Here is an 18,033-nt window from a genome sequence, read left to right as displayed (position 1 = left end):
CAAGTGGTGCGTGAATACAGGGGTGTTGACGGCTGTCAGGCGGAGACTCGGCGGACGGCGTCGATGACGGTGGCGGTGCGGATGGTGCGCACCGTGTCCTCGGTGAGGCTGGTGAGTTCGTCTCGCTGGTTGAAGCCCGCGAAGAGCACGGGGCCCTGTGCGCCGGCGATCAGGCTTTGGTCGAGGAGGAAGTGCAGGGCGATGGCCGCGTACAGGTTCGGCGGCTGGCCGTCGCGGATCTCGGCGACGAAGGCGACGGTGTTCGAGCCGTCCGGGCGAAGTACGTAGTGCAGGGCCTCGGCGTCGTCGCCGAGTGCCTGATGGATCTGTGTGCGCTGGACGGTGTCGTTGGTGCTCAGATGTAGGTCGGTGATCGCACCGTCGGTGGCGATGAGTAGGGCGTGAACGGCGGTGGCGGTCATGTTGGCTTCCTGTCTGTGATCTGGGGCGTTCCCCCGCAACTTCTAAGTTAATTCTACTACGCATGAGGGGTGGGTCAACTGCGAACATGCAGGTCAACAAGGGGGTGGCGTCTACGCTGCGGATGAGAGGGGCTGCTCCATCAGGTGCTCGCCCTGACGTAGGGCGGCGATGATCCGCGCCTTGCCCAGCACCTTGTCGCGATGCTCGAACACGGCGCGCGCCTCCTTCATCGCATCCGCGACGGCGTTCGGATTGGCCAGCGCGTCCGCACACGCCACAGTCACCCGCGGGCCCAGTTCCCAGACCATCGAATTCACCGCGCAGCACGCGGCGGCGATCGGGTCAATGTCGACCATCGACCACTGGAAATCCGCAGGGTCGTGCCCGCGCTCGCGAAGGTGCTGGGCGGCTGAGCGCAGCAGCCCGCCGCTGCCAGCGCACGGATCGTGGATGTGCTCCCCGCCGCGCGGAGCATCGACCGCGAGGCGGATGTCCATGACCTGCCCGGCGGCAATGATGTCGGCCATGGCGTCAGCCACTGACGCCGGAGTGTGATACTCGCCGAGCCCCTGTCGGGCGCCGTGGGAGCGAAGGCACATCATCACGGGCGACAAGACGTCCGTTGCCGAGCGCAAGAACGGGTCCGCGTGGGCGGTCAGGTCGAACAAGCCGCGCTTCAGAACCGTTTCGACAACGGCCCGCACCGCCTGCATGCGGTACTCGTCAACCTCGTCGTTCAGCCACTCGTGGAGGATCCGGGCGCGGTCGATCAGGTCGGGCCGGTACACCCAGTGTGTCGACCAGATCTCCCGCAGCATCGCGATCAGCTGTGGGCCGTCCTGGGTGAGGATCTGCGTCTTGAGGTCGGGGCCGTTCGGGTCCTTCTCGCGGATGAGTGAGAGGGCGGCAACGATTCCGATCGGTACCTCAATGGCCGTGCCCCCGTGCCGGTTGTGCCATCGCTCGGCCACCGCTTCGCCGATCTGCAGGGCGCGACGGTGCGGATCACGCACAGGGTGGGGGTGAGGTGTCCGCCGGGTGCGTGGCGTGGCGGCCGGCTGTGTCGCCATAGGCGGCGGCGCCGAGGGGGTGGAGCGTGCAGGCTTCGCTGCGGCGGCAAAGGTGGCGGGTATTGGCTCAGGGGCGGCGGTGGTCTCTGCGAACAGATCGAGTTGCTGGGGCATGGCGGAGCCGCCTTTCCGTGGGTGGAGTCGGGTATAGGGCGACCCGCCCCGAGTGGGGCGGGTCGCGGCGCTGAGGGTGCTTCCGGAGGGGAATTCGAGCGTCTCCCCTCAACCCTCGATAGTTAATTCTACTATGCTTAGGGGTGGGGTCAACTGCGGATGCCCAGCTCAGGGAGGGGGGTTAGGCCTGATCGACCCAGGTCATGCCGTACGGGGTCTGCCACAGCCAGGACAGGCCCGCCTTGTGAATCTCCGCCCGGGCTCTGTCCCACCACACACGCCCGAAGCGGTCGGTGTGTGCCTCGACGGCCCAGGCGGCCGACGCTGCCGCGTGTGGCGCCTGGAGGATCTCGGCAACCGACTCTCCGAATCCGTGGACGCGCTCACGCAGACTTGCGTGCAGATCGGCCACCTCGGTGCGCCAGAACTCGTCACGGCGGTGCTCCTGACGGTCATGCGGCAGCGCCCACCCCCGCTCCGTGATCGCCCCGTTCTGCTGCAACGCGATCCAGGCCGCCGCCCGCTCACGCGAGAGCACCGCAGGTTTGAACCTCACGTTGAGGACTTCAAGTTCAGAGGTATCGTCAGCTCGTATCCGTGCTCCGAAGTGGGCCGCGTTCGCATCGTGCCGCGCCTGGGCGCGCTCCCGGGCTGCGACCTCCGTCCGGGCGTCCCACACGGGAATCAGGTAGTTCCACGTCGTCCTGGTGTGCTCTGGGTGCGTGTACGTCACTTCCCACAGGCCCCGCATGTGCGTTCCTTCTCCTTGCTGGTCGTGCTGTTCTGGCTGTTGCCGGTGTTCGCGTGGCACGTCTACTGGGGCACTGGCGCGGCCTTGTGCTGGGCCACCCAGTCCTCGAAAGCGCGCGGGTCGACGGCACGCAGCTGCTGGAGGTAGTGCCAGGCCATGCGGGCGTGCAGGGCGCGGGCCTTGTCGGTGAACGGAACCCGCACCGGCAGGTGCCCCCGGCCTGACGGCCACGTCAGGCGGCTGGAGCCGGGTGCGGCTGCCGCGATGTACCAGTCGAGGTTCGCGGCCAGCCGTACAGGCAGCTGATCTTCGATCGGCTCGTCCTCCATGGGCCAGATGCCCTCACCGTCGTCGGCGAAGAAGTCGTGCGGACTTCCGGCCGCGGCGTCGTGCGGCATGTTCACCCACACCCGCTGGCCGTGCTCCCTGTGCGGTTCGACGTGGATGACGGTCCGGTTGTGGGCCAGGCACGTTCCGTTCGTCTTCGACAGATAGAGGACGGCGACGCGATCATCGCGTTCGTACTCACTCATGTAAGACAATTTCCGTTCTGTAGTGGTTACTTCGAGGTGCGCCGCAGGGCGCGGACGGCCTCGGCGCGGACTGCCGTGGCCGGGCAGGGGCCAGTGATCGCCCGCACGTGGGCGACGACCTGACTGTGGTCGTCCTTGTGAACGGCGTGCTGCAGGTCGTCCATGGCCTGCGCCACCTCGTCCACGGTGGTGGGGTGCCGCCGCCGGCACGGGCAGTTGTCTGCCCTGTACGCGGACAGCGCCGTGAGCAGATACGGGTGCTGGTCCTGCGGGACGCAGCCGCGATGGCGCATCGCGGGGCGCGCACGGCGCAGATGGCTGTAGAAGCGCAGGACGGGCTTGCCGCACATCAGGCAGGCGACGGGCCACAGCACGTCGCTGCCGCAGTACCCGCCGAGCGGCGCCCAGCCGAGTTCGTCGATGCGGGCGACAGCGAGGGCGGCTGAGGTGACGTTGCGGAGCGTAGGCCCCAGCCCGGACAGGTAGGCGCCGAGCTCATCACCCCTCGTGCCGTCGATGGCGCTCGCCGGTGGCGTCTTGCTGTTCACGATCACGGCGTCCTCGGGCCGGATCATGCGGCGGTGTAAGCGCGCAGGACGGCGTACGCGGTGGCGGGCAAGGTGTCGCTGGTGCGCAGAGCAAAGGGCGCGCCCGGCTCGGCAGCGTTCGCATCGTGGAGGATCTCGAGCAGCCCGGGTGTCGGGTAGAGGTTCGTGAACCCGGCCCGGGGCGGTGCACCGTTCACTTCCGGGAGGGCGTCGAGGACTGTGCGTACTTCCGGCGGGAAGGGATCTGCTTCACCTTCGCGGTGGGACAGGGGCCTGGTCAGCGCGGCACGCCCGCATCGGATGGCCCGCTCGGCGGTAAGCCGATTCATTCGAACCTTCACGCTCACCGCGCCGGGGCGTGGCGAGCGCATATGGATCCACAGCGTCGGGTTGGCGATGTCCTCGCCCTCGAACACGAGCTCTGAACGGGCGTTAGTTCCTTTCGCTATGGCGGGCAGTCGAGCGTCACGGAGCGGGAGGCTCAGCAGGCGCAGTGCCGCGAGGGCGTCCCGGCGCCCGAAGTGCGGCAGGACCTGGCTGTGGATCAGCTCCGCAACCTTCACGCCGTTCGCGCTCTTCATCGGGATGGTTGAGGTGAACGTCCTGGCTGGCTGGCGCGGCTCATTGTCCTGGGAGGCGAAGGCGCTGACGCTGAGCAGGCCATCACGGGTCTGGAGGCTGCAGCGCAGGCCGAGCGGGTGGGTCACGATCGCCGTGCCGAGCAGTCCGGTCACGGTCCATTCCGGTCCGAGCGCGGCTGCGGTCTGATCGGTGAGCGTGAGCAATTCTGGGGCGACGAGCTGGGTGTCGTAGGGCATGGAATGCTTTCTTCGGAAGCGCCGTTCCGCGTCCGGGTGTTGTGCCGAACGGATGGCTGTGGATGTGGTGAAGGGGGTGCCGGTGACTGTCCAGCACCCCCTCACTAACCATTATTCTACTATGGTTGAGGGTAGGGTCAACTGCGAAAAGCCAGGTCAGAAGGGGTTTACTCGATGGTCGAGGCGGCGAGTACGGTCTCTACCTCCTCGGCGCTGCGACGCCCGAACACCTCGTCGTAAGTGAGCAGCCATGGCCATGCGGCCGCGCAGCCCTACGTAGCCACCGGGCGTCACGACTTCTCCGGCATTTCCGCGCGGGAGCACAGAAGCAGAGCGGTCTCCAGGGACACCAGGAAGTCGTCGCGGTCGAATGCGAGAGACGACGCGGCATGGCGTGCCGGGTGCGGCCCGGCGCAGAACTGTTCCGCGTCGCCTTCCGGGTGCTGCTCGGACCACGCGGACGCGTACTGGGTGAACGCCCACGCGTGCTGGTCTGCGGGCGTGGGGGATCCAAGGTCGGCCGCTGTGGCGGTGCGGGCTTCCCAGGCGGCGAGGAGCAGCAGCTGCCGCCGTACTTCCGGGCGGGTGAGAGACCACAGGCTGGGCAGGCCGAAGACGACGAAGGCTTCCTGAATGTTGTTGTCGACGGCGCTGGTGGCCCGGGCGAGGAGCCGGTGGAGCGAGACGATTTCCTGCTCGGCGCCCTCGGTCTCGCTGCTGAGGTTGTTGTCGTTCACGGATATCTCTTTCGTCGTTGATGGTGTGGCGGCCCAGGACGGCCACCACGTGGTGCGGGATTCGGGATTGCCGGGGCCGGGGCAGCGCGAGAAGTCGCGGGCCGCAAGGACCTGGTACTCCCACGCGCCGTCCGGCCAGGGGCCTTTGCGGTCGACGATCGTGGCGGTGCCATCCGGCAGGCTGTGGGCCCATTGCTGGTTGATGTGCGAGACCCGTGTGCCGATCGGTAAGGGATGCGTGGTCATTGATGCTCCGTTTCCGCGCTGCTGTCTGCGAGAAATGCCTTGATCTCTGTGCGAGTGCGGCGCTTGTCGCGGTGCCGGAAGGCGCGACGGGCCTTCCGGGTCGCTGAGGCGTTGTAGAACTCGTCGGGGTAGTGGTGGCTTAGTCCGATTCGGCCCATCTCCCGCGGCGTGAGGATCACGACGCTCCCCGTACGGTGTGTGAGGCCTCAAGGTGACGGGCGGCTGTGATCAGCGCGCAGGCTTCGGTGTCGCGGCCGAGCAGGACCAGCCCGCAGACCTCGAACATCAACGACCAGTGGCATTCAGGAACCGCATCGGCGAACTCCTCGAACGTCACGGCCTGTTTGGCCCGGCTGCGACGGGTCCAGGCGCGGTAGACGATGCGCTGCATCGTGCGATTGGCCCGGCGGGTCTGGGCGCTGTTGAGGCCGAGGCTGCTGATGATCTCGGCGGCCGCCGCAAGCGGCAGGTGCGTGTCGAGCACGGTGGTCATCGTCTTTCGGGGATCCGGAGGTGGACGGCACTGCTGTCCGGGGCCGCGCTGCGGCGCAGCCCCGCGGCGGGTGTCAGTGCGAGGCCACGCCGAAGAGCAGCCAGCCGTCCGCGCCGTCGTCGGTGGTGATCGGTAGTGCGCCGGCGGGCCCGTACTTGGTGCTGACCCGCGGATCCTCGCCGTTGAGTAGTTCCTTCGCGCGAACCACGGCTTCCTGCTCGCTGCGCTTCGGCTCGTCGAGCAGCGTCACCTCGTCCTTCTCGGCGACGGTGCCGGTGAAGCCGGAGGTCCCGTACTCCCACTCGGCGTGATCGCGGGCGGCGTTGAAGGCTCTCTGCAGGTCGGTGCCGGTGGCGGTGGTGTAGAAGTCGAGGGCGCCCATGAGGCGGGTCCTTCCCGTGAGTTGAGATGACGGCATGGCGCGGCCCGCCCCGGTATGAGGCGGGCCGTAGTCGCGGAGTGTCAGTGGATGCGCACGCGAGGCCGGTTGGTGCGCAAGACCCGTACGCGGGCAGGCTGCTGGCCGCCCTGCTTGCGGTAAATCTCGGAGAGCACGCTGTCGGCACCGACCACCGCGGCGACCGCGTCCTCGAGGACGGAGCTCTGCGCGCCCGGGCCGAGCGTGCGGAACCAGGCCTCCATCGCGTCGCCGCTCCGCGTCACCAGGCCTGCCGTGTCCGCGTAGGCCTCCCAGGCGTGCACGGTCATGTGCGCGGCCCAGTTGATGGCGGTCGCGGCCTGCTCCTCGGTGATGTTGTGCTCGGTAGCGACCTGCAGAACGGCGAGCGGGTCCGGCGTCATCGTGTGCATGAGGGGTGCTTCCTTACGTTGTGGTTCAAGCGGCAGTTGGGTGTGTTCTCCCTTCCCAACTAAGGTTAATTCTACTATGTCTAGATGGGGTGTCAATTGCGTCTATGCAGGTCAGAGCCCCGACCGCTGTCCTGTCACGCGCTGCTCTACGACGCCACGCGCGCTTCGCGACGGCCGCGCGTGGCCCGCTTGCGGATGCTTGCCGCGCCGGCATTTCGCACCTCGGCCCGCTGTGACGTCACCCGGCACTTCCCGCACAACGGCTCCCCGAGCCGCTCGTGAGCCTTCACCCCGCTGCTCGTCCCGCAGGTACCCGCCTGCGATACGAGCTTCGACAGCACAGGTGCGCCCGCGGCAACAGCGACAGGCTTCCCGTTGACCCACGTGCGCGCCGCGCATACCCCGTCGAACCGGTTGGCCTCCGGCCGCACGAGCTCGTAGCACTGCAGCACGAACGGACACAGCTCCGCGCAGCCTTCCATGAGTGGCCCGCACGCCTTCATAACGTCGCTGGGTTTACTGCGCACCAGTTGCTCGCTGGGCACGTACCCGTCAAGGCCGGCGCACGGCGCGGCGGTGGTCCAGGCTGTGGAAGAAGTGGAGGTGATCACGGAGGGCTTTCTCGTTGTCGCGTGGAATCAGAACAGGGCGGGCTGCGCCTTGGCGGGCGGGCAGATGGCATCCAGAGCGGCCGAGGCCCTCAGCTCCAGGCCGCTGGCGCGGCGGGCCCACGGCCGGTAGAAGAGCGACGACCACAACTCGGGCGTGCGGTAGGGGACCGGGCCCGGAACATATGCGGCATCGTGCGCTGTCACGGCCTCGACGGCCGCGCGCAGCGCCCCGTAACGGACCGGGGTCAGGCGGGAGTTCACCATCCGGTGCGCCTCATGCCAGTACACGGATCCGGACCGGGCACCGCCACGAGCATCGACTTCGTAGCGAAACCCGCCGGGCGTGGCCGACCAGTGAGTCAGGCATCCGGCATCCGGTTCTCCCTCGAGGCGCCGGACGCTGTGTCTGCGCTCACCTTCGTCGAACTGCTTCTCACCCCACTGGATGCGAGCGTGAAGGTCCGGCAGGTCGATGAACTCCAGGAGCGGCGCCGGGGTGAAGAAGTCGCGCACGGCCATCTGGAGGTCGTCGTCGGTGAGGTTCACGCCCTGCCCCCGGCGCCAGTGTTGCGGTGCGAGCAGGCGGCGAGGTGTGCTGTCGCGGCCTCGATGAGGGGCTCCAGGCGCAGGTCGCCGACCTCGTGAGGGCACGGGTGCGGGGGCAAGCTGTCGTAGATCACGCACCGCCAAGCGGGCGCCGGCCCGTCCTCGGGGACGTGGCTCAGATGCCAGCCTGCGAGTGCCCCCGGAGCCCAGCGGTTGAAGGGGAGGGCGTCTTCGCAGGCGACGACGAACAGCGTGCCGTCATGGGCGTAGGCGCAGATCGCCACGCCGCCGCGGGTCTCCACGTACGGGTGCAGTCCGGCGTCTTCGAGAGCAACGTGCACGTCGCTGTACACGGCGAGGGCGCGGTGTTCGTCCCGTCCGTAGGCGGCGCGGATGCCGGCCACCTCGGCAGTCACATCAAGCATGTCTATCCAATCCCCAAGAGAGTTGTGCACTGGCCTATTTTCGGCCAGTGCACGCTCCGGCAGTTACATGCACTTCAGCGTTGCGCGCTTGGTGAAGTGGTCGCCAAATTCGTTCTGCAGTGCACTGACTGCCAGATCCAGCGGGCCCCACGCGCTCTGTGGAATGTCCATGAACAGCACCCCTGTCAACGGCAGGTCACCCTTGGGCTGCTGAGTGAGCGCCAGCGCCTCCCAGCCCTTACCTCCCGGCCGGCGCTGCGCCTCAATGGAGCTCTCGTCGTGGTAAGCGATCACTCGCACCTCTTCACCTCGGGAGGTCACCTGGAACGTCCTCGCCCTGGCGAATGCGTCCTTGAGTTGATCGTCGGGCATGTGGGCGGTCCCGCGGCAGATCGAGCCGTACATCATGCTTGCCTCCAGAGGTGATGAGCGGGTCCCTCCTGCTCGTATAGTTAATTCTACTATGCGTAGAGGGGGTGGCAAATCACCCGGGCGTGAACTGCCACACAGTTATACATCAGCCTATTTCTGGGAGTGACTTTACCTCCCCGCCACCGGCCGCGTCCTCCCGCCTCCCACCCCGCATGGCAGCAAGCTGCTGACGTGCCACCTCCGACAACCCGTCCGACCCCGACCCCGGCTTACGCCGCACCTGCGCCAGCACCCGCTCGTTCGCCTCCCGCTCACGGACCTTGAACTGCTCCTTCTCTGCCCGTTCCTGCCGCACCCGATGCTGCCTCGGACTCGTACCGCAGCCGCGGCAGGAACGGCCCGGCTCATCCGTATGCGACGGGCACGAAGGGGCCGCAGCTTCTTCGAGCGGAGCGTCATCCGGCTCCCTCGCAGCGCCAGCTGTGGGGGTAGGGGGGTTCTTCTCCTCTGGGTATTGGCTCTGGTTACTAACTAGAACGCCCGATGATCCGGCGTCCGGTGAACCGGCGTCCGGAAAACCGGCGCCCGAAAACCCGTCTTCGGTTCCGCCGACCGGCTGCCCGTCACCGACGGGCTGTTCCGCCGCGCAGAAATCTTGCCCGGCCGCCTCGTCGCCCTCCTCCAGCCGCTTCTTGAGCTTGCGGGCCATGCGTCGCGCCTCCAGCTCGTGGTACTCCTCGGCCGCCCACTCCTGCGCCGTGTCGTACACCTCCGTGATCCGGCTCAGCGTCCCGTCCGCCATCCGCTCGGTCACCACGCGGTAGTAACCCAAGTCCTTCAGCTCACGCAGCGCCGTCTTGATCGCCTCCTTGCCCTCCCTGCCCGCGCTCGCGATCGACTCGGCGCGCACCTTCCAGGCGTCCGGCTTCGAGATCAGGAACGCGAGCACGCCCCGGGCCCGAAACGACAACCGGGCATCCTCGAGAGCAGCCGTCGGCACCACCGTGAACCTGGTGCTGAGATGGCGGCGCAGAATCGACACGGAGCATGCCTCCAGGGCAGTAGAGCTTCAAAAAGATCAAGAGAGAGGGCGAACCCCACACCGTCCGTGCGGGGCCGCCACAGAGGCCGTCAGGCGGTCTTACGGGCGCGACTGACCTTGATGGTGCGGGCGGTCTTCTGACCGGCCGCCTTGCGCCGGGGCACGACCATGCCGGCGCGGCGCAGCACGGACACCATGGCGTCCGTATCCGGGATCATCGGCACCACCAGGTCGGCGTCCTCGAACTGCTCGACCATCGCGGCGACGTCGGTCTCTTCCTTGTCGTTGCCGCCGCCCCAACCCAGGTGGTTGTCCCCGTAGTTACCTTCCGGCGAGTTGTCGAGCATCGCCCGGGCCTTCTCCTTGACCCGCTTGCCCTCCCGGTACCGCTCGTGTGCCCGCACGTAGGCGGCGAGCGCCTTGGCCCGGTCCTCGTCATCGTGGACGAGGACCGTCTGCGCAGGCTGGCCCGGCGCCACGCCCGGCCAGCAGGCCTCAACGAACGGACAGTTGTCGCAGATCACGGACAAGCCGGGGCCGTCATGGTCGCGCCGCAGATCGTCCGGGGAGCCTGCCTCCAGGACGCGGTCCACCCACCAACGAGCCTCCACAGCCAGCCACTCGTCGAAGTCGAACTCCTGGATGTGCTCCTCGCCCGTATCCCGGCACACGAAGCGAAACCGGATGCGCTTGACGTCGATCGGCCCGAGGCGGTGCAGGTACCGCTGGCCGCGCACATCCGCGAACCCGGCCGTGCGCAACAGGTCCGCGTACAACAGGACCTGCCGCATCTCCGCAGCCGTCGGCCCGAACCGCACGACACGGTCCCAGACGCGGCTCGACTTCGTCTTCACGTCCTCAACCGTCACGACCTCGGCCGCTCTGACCGGCCGGTGACGCTTGGGCAGCTTCGCCGCGGTGGCGGCATCGAGTTGTACGACGTCGATGTGCCCGCGCAGCGTGGCATCGACGACGGTGCGCTCAACGAGCCAGCCGTACTCGCGACGGGCATCCTCAAGAAGTCCCTTGTGGATGTAAGTGCCGAGGATCGCGGCACGCTTGTCCCCGGCGTTCGTGCGCTCGGCGCCGGCCAGGATGTATCCGGCTCTGCGCGAGCAGATCGTGTCCGATGCGCCGAGCTGGGTCTGGACGGATCGCGGGCGGCGTGCGTCAGCGGCATGGGCGGCATCCCAGATCGACAGGGATGTGGGTGCACTGATCGTGCTGGCGGTCACAAAGTCTCCAAGCGGCATGCCGGGGCCCGGCCCGTCACAGCCGGGCCCCAGCGGGAAGCGGGCGGAAGGTCAGGCAGCGAGCTCGTCGGACGGCTGCTCGTCGAAGGCGCCCTCGGTGTCCTGGTCCTGCTGCTCAGCCGCAGCGGCCTTGAGGCGCGCAACGTCGTCGCTGGTGGGGTCGCTGAACTTCTTCGGGTTCTTCACCTCGGCCGCCTTGCGCTCGATGGCGGCCCGCACCACAAGCACCTCATCGCGACTCAGGTCCTCGTCCGCCTCGACTTGGCGCCACAGCTTCTTGAGGTCGTCCACGCCCTGTTCCGCGGCCTTGTCGACCTTCGGAAGCCACCGCTGGGCCAGATCCCCGGCCAGTTCAGGGACAGCCTTGGGCTGGTTGTGGATCGAGCAGCCCATGAGGCCGAACACCAGCTTCTCGACGGAGAAGTCCGGCACCGTCTTCGGTGTCCCATTGCGCGGAACCTCGAACTTGAGGGAGCGGGCGCCGACTATCTGCGCAGGCTCCTCGCGGCGCAGCCGCACCCATACCGTCGCGTCGAAGGCGAGCGACTTGTGCGCCTCCACCCGCCAGTCCTTCGTGCCGGAGATCGGCTCACCCTTGCCGTCGACGACCGCGACCTCTTTCCCGCGCGCCAGCAGGATGACGATGCCGGGCATGGTGCGCACGAGGTACATGACCCGCTGCCACCGCTCGGCCGCGTCATTCCACAAGTTCATGGCGGGCTTGATCTCGGCATCCGGGTCCTTGCGCAGCTTGGTCTGGTTCTTCGGAGTGCGGCGGGCCCGCTCGTTGGTCCAGTTCACGAGCATCCGCCACAGCATCGAACCCGAGTCGATGACCAGGACGACAGGCTTCTCCTTCGCGGCGGCTGCACGCTTGGCCTCCGCGTGCACCGCTTCGATCTGGCCGAGGATGTCGCGGTAGCTGCCGTTGTGCTCGATCAGCAGGTAGTCAGAGCCCGGCACATTCGCGTACTCATCGGCTGTGTCTTCGCCTAGCTCAAGCCAGTACGCCTGGCCGGTTTTGTCGGAGCCGGTGAACTGGGCTGCGAGCCAGCTCTTCCCGGCCTTCTCCTCGCCCTCGATCAGGACGATCGGCCAGGGGATGACGCCGGTGGGCTTACGGGTGCGGAGGGGTGGCACGGTCATGCTGGACACGGAACATCTCCAAGAGCTACGGCGGAAGATGTACACTGGCCTATTTCTAGGCTGTGTGAATCTTCCTTGTTTCGAACAGGTTGGACCACTCCGGGTGCATGGCGATGAGGCACCGGGCATACCGGGACCGGAAGTCGTTGTTGAGCTTCCATGGTTCCCCGCGGGTGGCGATGCCGTACTGCCAGCGCAGAACCTCGAACAGCATCCCGATGCCGATGCGCGTGAGCCCGCGCTCCATGCAGTCGGCGGTGAGGTTCTCCAGGTGTCGGAGAATCCAGGGATTGAGCTCGTTAAACGCTTCGAACCGTTCCTGGATCGTCAGGTTGCTGCCCGGGTTCTCCGGCTGTCGGATGGTCGCGATGGGTAGCTCTAGCTGCACTGTCATGACTTGCCCCTCCCTGAACTGATGTATCGCAGCCTATTTTGCATGCGGTCGACACGGCGCCTGCACGCACCCTCAGTGGATGAGGTTAATTCTACTATGTATCGGGCGGAGGGCAACCCGCCGAACCGCCCCAAGATATGGCCCGGCGGTCGCGACGACGTCAGGCCCCGTCTACGGCGGCCTTGCCTCGCTTTGAGATCCCCGACCCTGGCCCGTCATACCGTCCCTCCCGCAAAGCAGCAGCGACATCCTCCTGAAACTGCCACACACCACCACGGCTCTGCGCCACCGTGTGCTCCGCACCCTCGAGCACCGTCGACAACAGCCACAGGGGGGAGCCGGACAGGAGGTAGTCCTCGGCTGGCAGCATCCCGCCGCCCCGGTTGCGCGTGTTCGATGCCACATACTTACTGACACCGAACAGCGCCGCGTACTCCTGCAGCCCCACCAGCGGGGGCAGTTCGCCCTTCTTCTTCGGGCGGACCGTCGCCTGCTGCTCCTTCTCCAGCTCGGCGAGCAGCTCCTCATCCAGCTGCCGGCCGCGACTGCCCGGCGGCAGCGCGAACTCCACCGCCAGGCCACCGGGCCAGAACGGCTTACCCGAGACGATCACGGCATCCTCATAGGAGAGGATCCCGTCCGGGATCCACCGGTCGCTGACCGCCGTCGGCGCAACGTTGTAGATCTTCGCGAACTCCTTGCGGCCCACGATCAGCGGCTTCGCCACGACGGCCTCCTTCCTGCTGGTCCACCATCCGGGGGGCATAGCAGAATAGCTGTCACAGGGGTGGAACCGGCACCCGAGGTCGAGACCGCGTGGGATGTCGGCTGTGTATTCCGGCCGAGGTGCCGTCAGGCAGCATGCGGTTGTTCCGCGTTAGCTTGAACCTTCCGGGACTCGGGCCACGTGGCGGCCGACGCTGACTCCTCAGCCGCCGGGGGTAGCTCACACCATGTGGTCTTCCCTGCTGGCTCCGGGCAGCTGCCCCACGCCGCAGACAAGAGTCCAACGAGAAGCAAGCCGCGACCGTGCTCGTCACTCGATGAGGGCTGCTTGGCCTCTACATTCGTCGTGTCGGTGTCGGTCACCTCAATGCGGATACGGCGGCCAGTCCACCGGAGGCAGATCACGCAGGGAGCATTCGTGTGAACCACCGCGTTGGTGATCAACTCCGTGACAAGCAGCTCAAGATCATCGAAAGATGGGGCCTGTGGCCCCAGGCCCAGCCCCTCCACTGCCTCACGCACAAATTTACGTGCTGGCCCCACAGCCTCGGAGTCGGCAGCAACTTTGAACGAGAAGGGCAACTTGCGAAGGGTGAGGCGCGGCGTCATCGGACCTCCTCTGGGAGGCCGCTGCCCTGGCTTTAGGCTGAACGGTCTCCGCAACTGACTGGATATCGGGTCCCCAACCTGACAGCACGGATGACGATCTGCCATTTCACCGGTGATATCACCGCCACGATCCAGCGGAACGCGAAGTGGCCCCCGCGGACAGCGGGGGCCACCTTCCCTTCGACGAGCCTCAACGAGCCGTCTCGAACGCCTCACGGACAGCGGCAGGCACGCGACCACGATTGCTGACTTCGAAGCCGTTCTCCTTGGCCCACGCCCGGATCGCCGACGAGTCAGTCTTGCTGCCCGCATCCTTGGGCTTCCCCTTCGCTTTCGCACCCCCGCGAATCCTGCGAGCGCCGTCAGCATGGAGATACGGATTCAAGATCTCAAGGAGCTTCTCGTAGTTCTCATCCGTGAGGTCGATCTCGACCCCGGCTCCGTCGATAAGAACGCTGTGCGTGGCGATTTCCGACGATTCCTCGCCGGTCAAGTCATCCACATATGTTGTGACTACTTTCTGGGCCATGCGTGAATCGTAGGACACCGTCCTGCAGTACTGACAATCGCTGGCGCCCAGAGCACGGATACCGCTACCCCCAAGCCGCAGGGCCAACATGGAGGTGCTCGCGCTTCAGCCCTTGGGGACGTGCGGAGGCTCGCGCAGCAGAGCGTGGTGGGTCTTGCGGTCCTCGCTGCGCTGCACCGCTTCGCCCGTGCCGAGGATCGCCGCGGCCAAGGCGAGGATGAGTCCCGTCGGGAGCCCGTCGACGTAGTACGCGATCAAGGAGAGCGCCGCTGCGGCAATGGCATACAGGCGGGCACTGTGGTCGGCGACGAAGGTGCTCAAGTTCTCAATTTCCGTAGGCGAGTTGGTGCAGGAGGTTCCAGCCGCGGCGACCGATTGCCGGATCGTTGGGGCGGCCAGTGGTGAACAGGTTGTGCTTGCGGTTGAACCCGGCCACGGCCTTCTGAGTCTGCGGGCCGTAGTTGTCGGAGGGCGGCACCGAGCGGTCCAGCCAGCCGGTGTCCTTCAGAGCTTGCTGAAGACCCTTCGCAGACGGTGACGAACGACCCGGAGCAAGACCGCTCGGAAACGGAGACGGCGTATAGGTGCCGCTGCCCGCCTTCCTTGGAACGGTGAGCTTCTGCCCGGGTGTGATCACGAACGGCTTCTTGATCTTGTTGGCCTGGGCCAGAAGCTCCCAACGGATGCCGAGCTTCTTGCCGATCCCGGACAGCGTGTCGCCGTTCTTAACCACATACATCGACGAAGCCCCCGCCGAAGCGCCGCCCGAACTTCCACCAGAGGGCTTGGACTTCAGCCGGGCAGACACGCGTGCCCGCAGCCATTCCATGGTGAAGCCCTTGGGATCGACCTTCCCCGGCTGCCACTCCTTGTGGCCGATCACGCTCGCCGGGCTCCAGCCGTGCGCGCGGCACAGTGCCGCCGCCGCTCGTTCGATCGCTTCAAGCTGCGCCTTCGGCCATGGGTCCGTGCCATCGCCGCGGTTCTCGCACTCGAAGCCGTAGAAGTGCGTGTTGCCGTCGGTGTCCGCTTCGTTCGCAGCGGGACGCCCGCGCTCGGCGATGACCGCCCGCAGCACATCACCATCACCGCGGCCGGCGTGGTTGGTGCGGCCGTGTCCGACGAGGTACACGGTGCCGTCCTTCGCGATCATGCCGTGGCACAGCGGGCCTGGCAGGCCCGCGTAGCCGCGCTCGACGATGCTGACGGTGTTGCTGGTGCCGGAGGTCACGGTGTGGTGGATTACCACACCGTTCACCGGCCCGAACGGCCCCTTGTGGTTCCTGTTGTGGGTTCTCCACCCCGGCCGCTCCACCACGTGCACGCCTTCGGCGCGCAGCACAGCAACGAGTCGGTGGGCACTGATAGGTGTCGCCACGTTCGGCGCTCACTGTTCTCCCCGCGCCCCAACTTAACCCCCTGTCCCGCGGGCCCCTATGGGGCTGTGCCTCGTGAGGCGAGCCACAACTGGAGGGCCATCAACAGCACCGGCGAGACGAACGAGCTGAACACCAGCCGACGCGTCGCCATCGCCTGCGTCTGATCCTCGCGGCGCTGCTGCTCCGTGCGCTCCAGGCTCTGATCCACCTCGGCCCGTAGGGCGCCAAAACCCGTCTCAAGATAAGTGATCCGCTGCTCTACGCCGCGTTGATCCGCCCGGTACACGTCCTCGGTCACGACGTGATCAAGGCGGGCAGCCAGCCGAGCGAGGTCCCCGCGAAGGTCCTCTCGTAGCTGGGAAACGGCACGGTGCAGCTCCCAGAGCGTCGGCTCGGCGCTGGGAGGCATGGACACCGCGATCACTCCTGAGCAGCCCCGAGCCCTACCGTGATCGTACGTTGGCGAAGGAGGAGGGCCCCTGACCTGCTCATTCCCGTCAGCTCGATGGCGTACGGCAGACGGCCGCACCGCCATGTGACGTCGGCTGGGCCGCCGTTGTGACCTGCGATGAAGAGCTGGAAAGAGACGCTCAATGGCAACGAAGAAGGGTCAGAATGATGATCTAAGCTTCAACGATAAGGGTTGAGTAGAGACGTATCCTGATGCGAGAGCCAGTCAGAGCCTTACAGCAAATCTGATGTATCGAAGTTGGGATGTGACACGTGAAGCTTGCCGTTCCGCTGCTGCGGGTTACCGCAATCAACTAGGCTCGGGAGTACCCGCCAAGAGATGAGAACTTAGACATAACCTTCTGAGAACTTGGCCAGATGGGATGTCGCAGCGAGCTTGACCGCCAACAAGCCCGCACTCGTCCTTCACACAGCAGAGCGCCCCCGCCCGCACCACGCAGGATGCAGGACAGGGGCGCCCTGTGGGAGCGGCCGCAGAGCCGCCGACCCCGATGGCTGAAACATCGGGGTCGGCTTCTACGGCATGGCCTCAACGAGCCTGGTTGCCACCGCGGACACGAACGCGGACACGACCGCACCGATGACGATCAGCGCCAGTTCGCGGCGGCCGAGCCGCCGAAGCCACTCCCTGTACTTACCCATCCAGAACCTCCTGTGAGTCGTCCCGAGCCCGGTTGCCCGGGATGTGAGATGAGTCAGGAGGAGCTGTGCGTATGCACGAGTTGAGGGTATGCCGAACGCCACGCTCGGCGACGGCATTTGGTGAAAACCGGGCCGCTACGGCTTGCGTCTATGGACGTAGAGCGCGAGGCGCCGTCGTCGGAACAACGGCGAGCCTTTTCCCGCTTGTAGCCCCGGGCATCCGTAGATCCGCCAGAGTGGTGCCCAGTCCCCCCAATGGAGGAAGGGCAGGCCCTGTGGTCGGAAGCTTTTTGTACTGGTCGGACCGAGCCATCCAGAGGCTCGCGGAAGACAACGGCGTCGAGTTGACGGGCCGTGCGCGCTGGACGGTAGGCATCGGCGCCGGGGGTTTCCAGGCGGGCCTCGTGGGCCGGGAGCGCCTCACCCGCAACCGGGTGGAGGAGGCGCGACGAGTGCGGCGAGCACTGGGCAAATCAGTGATCGAAGACTTCACCACGCCGCCGCCCGCCGCATTCATCCAGGCCACCGGGCGGGTCTCGTTCGCTCAGTTTGAGGGCATTTACGCGAAGAACCCAGGTGCCCTGTTGCACCTCCAGACGCGCAGCCCCGCAGGCCAACGAATCGACGTGTGTTTGTTCGGGAGCCAGGACAACGTAAGCGGCTTCGGCCCCTGGGACGATTTCGAAGGCGGCTGGATCTCCTCCGAGGCGCCCGCGGTCGACAAGTTGCTCCGTGCTGGCGACGGAGACGGGCCTCCGACCGAAGACGATGCGGAAGCCCTTGCTGTCGAGGCATTGAAGATCGCCTTGCACCAAGGGGTGACGGGTGCCGGCGAAGAGCACGCGGGTCGCCCCGAGACCCGCGGTTACACCGTCGGTCACAACGGCGACTGCACCGTGCTCGCGGAGGTCTACACCGACGTCGTCCTGGAGGCCGGTCGGTGGCGCTTCCATGAGGGGAACCCGCTTGCTGGCGCTGAACGGATCATCGTGGGCAGACCGCTGTGGGTTCGAACCTTGCACCCTGAGGCGACCACCCGTTACGCGGACCTCCGGGGAGGGACGCGATGGCGCTGGCTGCGAAGGATGCGCCTGCTGCCGCGACGCCATCCCAGCCCCGGGTCGGGCCCGTAATGAGCCCGCGTGGACTGGCAGGCTCTACATCGGGGAGGCGTGAACGGGTACGAGATCGGTAAGAGCCCCATCGCATCGCATGCAGATCCCCCGGTAGGTGGGCGGCTCCGCGTTCGCGTAGAAGGTCGCCGTGAACGGCCGCCCCTTCACAGGGCATTCTGGCGTGTGGCATGTGACGGTCATGGTGATCGAAGTCGGGTCGTCCATGGGTG

General features: G+C 66.7%; 25 protein-coding genes and 2 pseudogenes. 1 reads left to right on the top strand and 26 read right to left on the bottom strand.

The features are described 5' to 3' along the window. Nucleotides 1-35 precede the first annotated feature (35 nt). The 26 genes and pseudogenes from ACIBCK_RS11215 to ACIBCK_RS11090 all read right to left on the bottom strand — a co-directional run bounded on the left by ACIBCK_RS11215 (nucleotide 36) and on the right by ACIBCK_RS11090 (nucleotide 16,688). Nucleotides 36-422, bottom strand: coding sequence for a hypothetical protein (locus ACIBCK_RS11215; protein ID WP_399389020.1), 387 nt, complete (start codon nucleotides 420-422; stop codon nucleotides 36-38). 111 nt (nucleotides 423-533) lie between these two features. After that, nucleotides 534-1,607 carry an N-6 DNA methylase gene (locus ACIBCK_RS11210; protein WP_399389019.1) on the bottom strand — a complete coding sequence of 358 codons (1,074 nt, stop codon included), beginning with the start codon at nucleotides 1,605-1,607 and terminating at the stop codon, nucleotides 534-536. Between the two features lie 181 nt (nucleotides 1,608-1,788). Then, a complete protein-coding gene (locus tag ACIBCK_RS11205; RefSeq protein ID WP_399389018.1) occupies nucleotides 1,789-2,163 on the bottom strand; it encodes a hypothetical protein in 375 nt (124 codons plus the stop codon). Nucleotides 2,164-2,420: 257 nt separating this feature from the next. After that, nucleotides 2,421-2,891 (bottom strand): hypothetical protein, encoded by a 471-nt coding sequence (locus ACIBCK_RS11200; RefSeq protein ID WP_399389017.1) that lies wholly within the window; start codon nucleotides 2,889-2,891, stop codon nucleotides 2,421-2,423. A gap of 26 nt (nucleotides 2,892-2,917) precedes the next feature. Next, a complete protein-coding gene (locus ACIBCK_RS11195) occupies nucleotides 2,918-3,466 on the bottom strand; it encodes a hypothetical protein (RefSeq protein ID WP_399389016.1) in 549 nt (182 codons plus the stop codon). Continuing rightward, entirely contained in the window at nucleotides 3,463-4,257 is a 795-nt protein-coding gene (locus ACIBCK_RS11190; protein WP_399389014.1) for a hypothetical protein, read from the bottom strand. Before ACIBCK_RS11190 ends, ACIBCK_RS11195 begins: the two co-directional genes overlap by 4 nt. Before the next feature lie 290 nt (nucleotides 4,258-4,547). After that, nucleotides 4,548-5,240, bottom strand: a complete 693-nt coding sequence (locus tag ACIBCK_RS11185) for a hypothetical protein (protein WP_399389012.1) — start codon at nucleotides 5,238-5,240, stop codon at nucleotides 4,548-4,550. Nucleotides 5,241-5,415: 175 nt separating this feature from the next. Next, nucleotides 5,416-5,733 (bottom strand): hypothetical protein, encoded by a 318-nt coding sequence (locus ACIBCK_RS11180; protein WP_399389010.1) that lies wholly within the window; start codon nucleotides 5,731-5,733, stop codon nucleotides 5,416-5,418. Nucleotides 5,734-5,806: 73 nt separating this feature from the next. Next, nucleotides 5,807-6,115 (bottom strand): hypothetical protein, encoded by a 309-nt coding sequence (locus ACIBCK_RS11175; RefSeq protein ID WP_399389009.1) that lies wholly within the window; start codon nucleotides 6,113-6,115, stop codon nucleotides 5,807-5,809. An 80-nt stretch (nucleotides 6,116-6,195) separates the two neighbouring features. Then, nucleotides 6,196-6,543 carry a hypothetical protein gene (locus ACIBCK_RS11170; protein ID WP_399389007.1) on the bottom strand — a complete coding sequence of 116 codons (348 nt, stop codon included), beginning with the start codon at nucleotides 6,541-6,543 and terminating at the stop codon, nucleotides 6,196-6,198. Nucleotides 6,544-6,689: 146 nt separating this feature from the next. Further along, a complete protein-coding gene (locus tag ACIBCK_RS11165; RefSeq protein WP_399389005.1) occupies nucleotides 6,690-7,154 on the bottom strand; it encodes a hypothetical protein in 465 nt (154 codons plus the stop codon). A 27-nt stretch (nucleotides 7,155-7,181) separates the two neighbouring features. Beyond that, nucleotides 7,182-7,700, bottom strand: coding sequence for a hypothetical protein (locus ACIBCK_RS11160; RefSeq protein ID WP_399389004.1), 519 nt, complete (start codon nucleotides 7,698-7,700; stop codon nucleotides 7,182-7,184). Further along, entirely contained in the window at nucleotides 7,697-8,125 is a 429-nt protein-coding gene (locus ACIBCK_RS11155; RefSeq protein WP_399389003.1) for a hypothetical protein, read from the bottom strand. Before ACIBCK_RS11155 ends, ACIBCK_RS11160 begins: the two co-directional genes overlap by 4 nt. Before the next feature lie 63 nt (nucleotides 8,126-8,188). Then, nucleotides 8,189-8,533: a hypothetical protein gene (locus ACIBCK_RS11150; RefSeq protein WP_399389001.1), complete on the bottom strand. Its 345-nt coding sequence runs from the start codon at nucleotides 8,531-8,533 to the stop codon at nucleotides 8,189-8,191. A gap of 109 nt (nucleotides 8,534-8,642) precedes the next feature. Further along, complete coding sequence (locus tag ACIBCK_RS11145) at nucleotides 8,643-9,539, bottom strand: hypothetical protein (RefSeq protein ID WP_399388999.1); 897 nt, start codon at nucleotides 9,537-9,539, stop codon at nucleotides 8,643-8,645. 89 nt (nucleotides 9,540-9,628) lie between these two features. Beyond that, nucleotides 9,629-10,774 carry a hypothetical protein gene (locus tag ACIBCK_RS11140; RefSeq protein ID WP_399388997.1) on the bottom strand — a complete coding sequence of 382 codons (1,146 nt, stop codon included), beginning with the start codon at nucleotides 10,772-10,774 and terminating at the stop codon, nucleotides 9,629-9,631. A gap of 69 nt (nucleotides 10,775-10,843) precedes the next feature. After that, entirely contained in the window at nucleotides 10,844-11,938 is a 1,095-nt protein-coding gene (locus ACIBCK_RS11135; RefSeq protein ID WP_399388996.1) for an AAA family ATPase, read from the bottom strand. Between the two features lie 55 nt (nucleotides 11,939-11,993). Next, nucleotides 11,994-12,332, bottom strand: coding sequence for a hypothetical protein (locus ACIBCK_RS11130; protein ID WP_399388995.1), 339 nt, complete (start codon nucleotides 12,330-12,332; stop codon nucleotides 11,994-11,996). Nucleotides 12,333-12,492: 160 nt separating this feature from the next. Then, nucleotides 12,493-13,059, bottom strand: a complete 567-nt coding sequence (locus ACIBCK_RS11125; protein ID WP_399388994.1) for a hypothetical protein — start codon at nucleotides 13,057-13,059, stop codon at nucleotides 12,493-12,495. Between the two features lie 125 nt (nucleotides 13,060-13,184). Next, complete coding sequence (locus ACIBCK_RS11120; RefSeq protein ID WP_399388992.1) at nucleotides 13,185-13,667, bottom strand: ATP-binding protein; 483 nt, start codon at nucleotides 13,665-13,667, stop codon at nucleotides 13,185-13,187. A 190-nt stretch (nucleotides 13,668-13,857) separates the two neighbouring features. Beyond that, complete coding sequence (locus tag ACIBCK_RS11115; protein ID WP_399388990.1) at nucleotides 13,858-14,196, bottom strand: Lsr2 family protein; 339 nt, start codon at nucleotides 14,194-14,196, stop codon at nucleotides 13,858-13,860. Between the two features lie 105 nt (nucleotides 14,197-14,301). Beyond that, the gene (locus ACIBCK_RS11110) at nucleotides 14,302-14,517 is read right to left on the bottom strand and encodes a hypothetical protein (protein WP_399388989.1); all 216 of its coding nucleotides are present in this window, start codon (nucleotides 14,515-14,517) and stop codon (nucleotides 14,302-14,304) included. Nucleotides 14,518-14,521: 4 nt separating this feature from the next. Next, nucleotides 14,522-14,713, bottom strand: a pseudogene (locus ACIBCK_RS11105) (peptidoglycan-binding protein); the annotation flags it as partial. Between the two features lie 81 nt (nucleotides 14,714-14,794). Beyond that, nucleotides 14,795-15,574, bottom strand: a pseudogene (locus tag ACIBCK_RS11100) (N-acetylmuramoyl-L-alanine amidase); the annotation flags it as partial. Between the two features lie 56 nt (nucleotides 15,575-15,630). Next, a complete protein-coding gene (locus ACIBCK_RS11095; protein ID WP_399388987.1) occupies nucleotides 15,631-15,873 on the bottom strand; it encodes a hypothetical protein in 243 nt (80 codons plus the stop codon). A gap of 689 nt (nucleotides 15,874-16,562) precedes the next feature. Beyond that, a complete protein-coding gene (locus ACIBCK_RS11090) occupies nucleotides 16,563-16,688 on the bottom strand; it encodes a hypothetical protein (protein WP_399388985.1) in 126 nt (41 codons plus the stop codon). Nucleotides 16,689-16,963: 275 nt separating this feature from the next. Between ACIBCK_RS11090 and ACIBCK_RS11085 the strand changes: the two genes are divergently transcribed. Next, nucleotides 16,964-17,821, top strand: a complete 858-nt coding sequence (locus ACIBCK_RS11085) for a hypothetical protein (RefSeq protein WP_399388983.1) — start codon at nucleotides 16,964-16,966, stop codon at nucleotides 17,819-17,821. Nucleotides 17,822-18,033 lie beyond the last annotated feature (212 nt).

The sequence above is a fragment of the Streptomyces sp. NPDC051218 genome (genome assembly GCF_044455475.1).
Taxonomy (GTDB): domain Bacteria; phylum Actinomycetota; class Actinomycetes; order Streptomycetales; family Streptomycetaceae; genus Streptomyces.
This window is presented reverse-complemented; position numbering and strand designations above follow the sequence as displayed.

Bases quoted from the DNA above. Each gene is read 5' to 3' on its own strand.
- ACIBCK_RS11215 (WP_399389020.1), bottom strand. From the start codon at position 422: ATGACCGCCACCGCCGTTCACGCCCTACTCATCGCCACCGACGGTGCG.
- ACIBCK_RS11210 (WP_399389019.1), bottom strand. From the start codon at position 1,607: ATGCCCCAGCAACTCGATCTGTTCGCAGAGACCACCGCCGCCCCTGAG.
- ACIBCK_RS11200 (WP_399389017.1), bottom strand. From the start codon at position 2,891: ATGAGTGAGTACGAACGCGATGATCGCGTCGCCGTCCTCTATCTGTCG.
- ACIBCK_RS11195 (WP_399389016.1), bottom strand. From the start codon at position 3,466: ATGATCCGGCCCGAGGACGCCGTGATCGTGAACAGCAAGACGCCACCG.
- ACIBCK_RS11190 (WP_399389014.1), bottom strand. From the start codon at position 4,257: ATGCCCTACGACACCCAGCTCGTCGCCCCAGAATTGCTCACGCTCACC.
- ACIBCK_RS11185 (WP_399389012.1), bottom strand. From the start codon at position 5,240: ATGACCACGCATCCCTTACCGATCGGCACACGGGTCTCGCACATCAAC.
- ACIBCK_RS11180 (WP_399389010.1), bottom strand. From the start codon at position 5,733: ATGACCACCGTGCTCGACACGCACCTGCCGCTTGCGGCGGCCGCCGAG.
- ACIBCK_RS11175 (WP_399389009.1), bottom strand. From the start codon at position 6,115: ATGGGCGCCCTCGACTTCTACACCACCGCCACCGGCACCGACCTGCAG.
- ACIBCK_RS11170 (WP_399389007.1), bottom strand. From the start codon at position 6,543: ATGCACACGATGACGCCGGACCCGCTCGCCGTTCTGCAGGTCGCTACC.
- ACIBCK_RS11155 (WP_399389003.1), bottom strand. From the start codon at position 8,125: ATGCTTGATGTGACTGCCGAGGTGGCCGGCATCCGCGCCGCCTACGGA.
- ACIBCK_RS11150 (WP_399389001.1), bottom strand. From the start codon at position 8,533: ATGATGTACGGCTCGATCTGCCGCGGGACCGCCCACATGCCCGACGAT.
- ACIBCK_RS11135 (WP_399388996.1), bottom strand. From the start codon at position 11,938: ATGACCGTGCCACCCCTCCGCACCCGTAAGCCCACCGGCGTCATCCCC.
- ACIBCK_RS11130 (WP_399388995.1), bottom strand. From the start codon at position 12,332: ATGACAGTGCAGCTAGAGCTACCCATCGCGACCATCCGACAGCCGGAG.
- ACIBCK_RS11120 (WP_399388992.1), bottom strand. From the start codon at position 13,667: ATGACGCCGCGCCTCACCCTTCGCAAGTTGCCCTTCTCGTTCAAAGTT.
- ACIBCK_RS11115 (WP_399388990.1), bottom strand. From the start codon at position 14,196: ATGGCCCAGAAAGTAGTCACAACATATGTGGATGACTTGACCGGCGAG.
- ACIBCK_RS11090 (WP_399388985.1), bottom strand. From the start codon at position 16,688: ATGGGTAAGTACAGGGAGTGGCTTCGGCGGCTCGGCCGCCGCGAACTG.